General features: G+C 44.2%; 6 protein-coding genes. 3 read left to right on the top strand and 3 right to left on the bottom strand.

Going from position 1 to position 5161, the window contains the following annotated elements; translation table 11 throughout:
• Positions 1–397: 397 nt before the first annotated feature.
• Positions 398–1612 (bottom strand): aminotransferase class V-fold PLP-dependent enzyme, encoded by a 1215-nt coding sequence (locus PX482_RS19905; RefSeq protein ID WP_002760486.1) that lies wholly within the window; start codon positions 1610–1612, stop codon positions 398–400.
• Between the two features lie 278 nt (positions 1613–1890).
• On the opposite strand from PX482_RS19905, the gene PX482_RS19900 reads away from it, so the two are divergent.
• On the top strand, positions 1891–3324 hold the full coding sequence (locus tag PX482_RS19900; protein WP_043999176.1) for a TM0106 family RecB-like putative nuclease: 1434 nt from the start codon (positions 1891–1893) through the stop codon (positions 3322–3324).
• A 102-nt stretch (positions 3325–3426) separates the two neighbouring features.
• A complete protein-coding gene (locus tag PX482_RS27830; protein WP_002760483.1) occupies positions 3427–3669 on the top strand; it encodes a hypothetical protein in 243 nt (80 codons plus the stop codon).
• Between the two features lie 10 nt (positions 3670–3679).
• On the opposite strand, the gene PX482_RS19895 is transcribed toward PX482_RS27830, so the two are convergent.
• Entirely contained in the window at positions 3680–4060 is a 381-nt protein-coding gene (locus tag PX482_RS19895) for a hypothetical protein (RefSeq protein ID WP_002760482.1), read from the bottom strand.
• Between the two features lie 238 nt (positions 4061–4298).
• Here PX482_RS19895 and mtnB point away from each other — a divergent pair, with 238 nt between their 5' ends.
• Positions 4299–4934 carry a methylthioribulose 1-phosphate dehydratase gene (mtnB, locus tag PX482_RS19890; RefSeq protein ID WP_052276878.1) on the top strand — a complete coding sequence of 212 codons (636 nt, stop codon included), beginning with the start codon at positions 4299–4301 and terminating at the stop codon, positions 4932–4934.
• On the opposite strand, the gene PX482_RS19885 is transcribed toward mtnB, so the two are convergent.
• Positions 4919–5161, bottom strand: a 243-nt coding sequence (locus PX482_RS19885; protein WP_502888568.1) for a zinc ribbon domain-containing protein, incomplete at its 5' end; no start/stop codon positions are given. The genes mtnB and PX482_RS19885 overlap by 16 nt on opposite strands.

Below are 5161 nucleotides of genomic sequence, written 5' to 3'. Positions count from 1 at the left end.
GGGATGTAAACGCTGGGCTCTTCTCGACTTTGTGTGATAATTTTTGCTTATGGAATCGTGAAATGCTTATCGGGCAAGACTTTTAGGGCTATTTTGCGGATATTCTATCAGTATAGACCTCGTTTCCACACAGAAACCAGAAGAGCCAACGCTGCAATTAATATCAAGGTCGCCGGTGGGCAATCGGAGACTTTAAACGGGCGTGGAGGACAGCATAAGACTTCTGTTAAAGAAGCAGCATCCCGTGAAGCGTCAACCCAGCGGTCGGTCGTTCAATTAAGTTTGTTTGATCTGCCGGTCATCACCGTCCGGCCCCGGCGGTGAGGATGTCAATTTCATCCCACTCGAAAAGTTGCGGGGTCGTCATTATCGATAGTCGATCGCCTATAATCCGATTTTAAACTAACTTTTTGACAGCTGCTACTAACTGCTCGATTTCTGAGGGCAAAGTGAAATAGTGGACACAGGCACGCACACAGAGGGGGTCGAGGAGAGTTCGCAGTAAAAACCCTTGTTTTTCTAGCTGTTGCACTAACTTTTGTGGGGTGATGGCCGAGTCAATTTGAAAGGAAACTAAACCGGATTCCGGCGGAGAATTTTTTAAACATTTCACCCCTTTAATCGTCTTTAATTCTTCCCAGAGATAAGCCGCTAATTGACAAATCTTTTCGTATCTTTGTCCCCCATCACCCCAGGCGTTATGTACCGCAATAGTTGCCCTTAAACCCTCAAATTGGGGATAGGCAGAAGTGGCCACTTCAAAGCGTCTGGCATCCGGTTTCCAACCGATAGGCTGTCCTCGGTTATCTGTTTCAATGCCGCGCCAACCGATAAAAGTGGGCCGTAAACTAGGGAAAATTTCGGGACGAATATACAATCCTCCCACACCAGCCGGTCCACACCACCATTTATGACCCGTAAAAGCATAACAATCGGCGGCAGTAGCGCTTAAATCCAAGGGCAAACAACCCACGGATTGGGCAGCATCCACCACCACTAAAACGGGTTTTTCGGTGACAGAATTATCATGACAAAGTTGCGAGATTTCCTTGAGGGGTAAAACCTGTCCGGTATTCCACAAAACGTGACTAACCACCAAAACCCTAGTTTTTGGACGTAGATGAGCGGAAATGACTTCTATCGGGTTGCCACCGTTTAAAGTTTCCCGAATAGGACAAGTGGAGATTTCCAGATGATAACGACGGGCAATTTCTTGAACCGTGGCGATAATTCCGGGGTGTTCACAATCGGTCAGTAAAATATGTTCCCCCGCTTGCCAATCAACTCCCCAGAGGGCGATATTACAGCCTACAGTGACATCCTCGGTGATAGAGAGGGTGCTGGGGCTGATTCCCAACTCCTGAGCCATTTCTTGCCTGAGAAGTTCCGTTTTTCCGGTAATCCAATCGTTTACCCGTCCTGAAAAAGGCCCCTTTTGTTGGAGAAAATTATGGGCATCGATAATCGCTTCTAATCCCGCCTTGGGCAAGGTTCCCTGACCACCGAAATTAAAGTAAACTTTATTGCTAAGTCCCCGAAATTCCTGTCTTTGTTCGGCTAAATCCGGTTTACTAACGGCGTAATCGAGGCTATTTTCGTCTAAATTCTGCATAAGCGAGGAGATGGGGGGTCAGTTATCAGTTATCAGTTATCAGTTATCAGTTATCAGTTAGAAGGTGTTGGGTTTTGGGGTTTTCGGGTTTTAGTTGAATTCCCCATTTCCTGACGACCGACGACCGAAGGCTGAATTCTATCGACGGATTAAGTCGCAATTGTCACAATAGTATTAGAGTAGAGGAAACATACTTGGGAATGTTTTCTTTTTTTAAGTTTATTATTTTTTACTTTACCTCACAGGTCCAGGAAAGCTTAACTTTTCTCCTTGATAGAATGCTACTGACCGATGATCTACTTCTAGACTACCAACGTTGTCAACGCCGTGCGTTTTTAAATCTCTACGGCAATAGCCAAGAAAAAGACCCTGAGCGAGATTTTTTGCTTAAATTGCGCCAGGAGAGTCAAATTCACGTTAAAAAAGTCCTGCAAGACTCCTATCCCGATTATTGTTCCCTGACTACTCCCAGCACGGATATTTTAGCCGCCGCTAGGGAAACGGAAGCTTTGATGGGTCAGGGAGTATCCTGTATTTATCACGGAGTCCTTTTACAATCTGGCTATCCCGTCTCTTTAACCGGTTCCCCGCATTTATTAATTAAACAGGCAGGAGAGTCGAAATTTGGCGATTGGGTTTATTATCCCCTCAATATTCAACTCGGTCGCCGTCCTAAGCCTGAATATAAGATGCTGGCTACTTTTTACGCCTATTTATTAGCCAGTATGCAGGGAGTTTTTCCCAATTACGCAGAAATTGTCCTACGTCGTCATAATCGCTATCGGGTGGAATTGAATCTCTGGTTAACTAAACTAGAGGAAATAATCAAAAAGTTCGGCGCAATGGTGATTAATCACCAAGAACCAGAAGTTTTTATCTCGCGTCAGCGTTGCAGTTTATGTCATTGGTATAGTCACTGTTATGGTATCGCCCAAGCGAGTCAACATCTTTCTTTAGTCCCGGGGGTGACTCCCAGTCGTTACCAATTTTTACAGTCTTTGGGGGTTTCAACTATGGAATCCCTGGCGCTTACCTGTCCTACCCGTATGGGGGAGGGGATGGGGTTAGAGGTGGCTAATCAGTTACAATTACAGGCCCAAGCAATTATTGAAAATCGGGCCTTTCGCAAAAGCAACGGCAAAACTGCTTATTTGTCTCCCCTACCGAGGGCCGAGATTGAATTTTATTTTGACATCGAAGCGGAACCAGAACAGAATTTAGATTATCTTTTGGGGATTTTACGGGTTGATTATCGAGTTAATACCCAGCAATTTTATCCCTTTTTGGCAGAAAAGCCAGAAGATGAAGGCAGGATATGGCAGGAATTTTTAACCTTAGTCATGCAGGATTATCAAGCACCAATTTTTCACTTTTCTGAGTACGAAGTGGAAACAATTAAGCGATTAGGTTATCTTTATAAAACCCCTTCTTCTTTGATTAATCAGTTAGTTTCTCGCTGTTTTGATCTGCACTATCAGGTAGTTAATTCGGTAACTTTTCCCGTGGAAAGTTATTCTTTAAAATCCCTCGCTAACTGGATTGGCTTTCAATGGCGCGATCGAGGAGTAAGCGGGGATCAATGCGTTTGGTGGTATGACCAGTGGTTAAAAACAGGAGATCGGACTTTATTGGCGGCTATTTTGCGTTACAATGAGGATGATTGTCGCGCCACCTTTAGACTAAAAGATTGGCTCGTAAACTTTTTAATTTGATTCTAAAGATTTATGACAAATAGGGGGGAATGTAGCCGCTGCTACCCGTAGCCGTCAAGGGAAAATGATAGGCTATGGATGTGAAGACAGTCCCCTCACCCAATGGTGATCCCCATGTTCTCCCCACTTTTTCCGCTTCTACTCCTACTGCTTTCCTTCCTTAGTCTTCTCTGGTATCAAAAGACCGATAATGATATTTTTAAAGCTCTTGCCGTTAGTAGTTTGATTTTTGCAATTATTTGGGGCTTAATTCTCGTTCATTGGTCAATTCACCTGCTGGGACTGCTGTTATTGTTAAAATTCAGAACCCCCGCTTTCAGTTTGGTGCGCGTGCCTAGATGGTGATGGTTTGACTCTAATCTTCCAACTGTCCGGTAGGTACTTCGATCGCTTGTACATCGATCGTACCGGGAGGGGTGAGAATAATAAACTTACCCCCTGCCACTTTTAACGGTTCACCACAGTTAGGACATTGGCATTCTGTGCGATTAAAACCCGTAAATTCGTAGCTGCAGACGGGACAGCTATCTTCAACTAAATTGCGTCGCAACCACCAGCGAAAAATTCCCCAAGCAATGACGGGGGAAATGATTAGAAATGCCACGAGAATTAAAAAACCATTGACTAACCAACCCAGTCCGATCGAGCCTAACAACAATCCGACTAAAATCAAAGATAAGAAACAACCCAAACCAGAATCATTGACAGAATAGCTGCGGAAAAAGTTGTTATTCACGGCTCAACCCTCGATTCATCAAAGCTGCAATTATCTTTAACCTAACACATTCCCAACACATTACCACGGTTAAATCTTCTTTTTTACTCACTGGTTCCTCGCTCTCTTCTGCCTTGGCTGTAGTTTTTAGCGAGATTATCCAGATTGACATCCTCACCAAATCTGCTGGGGAGTGGATCCTCCGATCGCTTCAACTTGTTATAATAGTCAGTCCCTATCCACCATATCTCTAAAAACCATGAGCGATCCTCGTCTATCTCTAGTGGCAGCTGCCCGAAGATTTTATCAACTGGGTTGGATGCTCGGCACAGCGGGTAATTTATCCGCTAAAGTTGATGATCATAGTTTTTGGATTACTGCCAGTGGCAAAAGTAAAGGTAAACTCACAGAACAGGATTTTGTGCGCGTGGATCTGACGGGAAAAGTCAGAGAATTAGCTCATCGGGATAATCGTCCTTCGGCCGAAACTAGCATTCATCAGGTGATTTATTGTCTCTTTCCCCAAGCGCAAGCTTGTTATCATGTCCACTCAGTGGAAGCGAATTTAGTTTCCCGTTTTGCTCGCGAGGACAAGTTATCGTTACCTCCCTTAGAAATGTTGAAAGGTTTAGGTATTTGGGTAGAAAATCCTCAAGTATTTATGCCGGTTTTTGCTAACTATCTCGATGTGCCGAAAATTGCCGCAGAAATAGAAAGTAGATTCTCAACTTTCCCCCCGGAAATTCCCGCTTTACTGATTTCTTACCATGGTGTGACGGTGTGGGGTGAGTCTCTAGAAACTACCGAGAATTATTTAGAGATAGTTGAGTATATTTTTCGTTATCTAGTGGCAGCCTATCAATTGACATACTCCCACCGTCAAGCTACGCTGTGACGGGGGATTCTTTCCACATCGCTGTTAGAAATTCCTTGTTCAACGAGACAGCTTAGATTCTCAATGTCTCCACTGAAAACCCAGAGACCGGACTCTCCCAAGGCGTTTGGGTCGGTTTCTGTTTGCCCAACAGTACCGTTGAGATGATTTCCCAAATATTGCAACCCTTTTTTAAGAATATTTATTGCTGCATTATGATCCCTATCCAAGACTGTTTTACAATTGGG

Origin of the sequence: Microcystis sp. M53602_WE12 (assembly GCF_030065455.1) — a bacterium.
Lineage (GTDB): Bacteria > Cyanobacteriota > Cyanobacteriia > Cyanobacteriales > Microcystaceae > Microcystis > Microcystis aeruginosa.
Note: the sequence above shows the minus strand (reverse complement) of the source record. Positions and strands in the feature narration are given on the sequence as shown.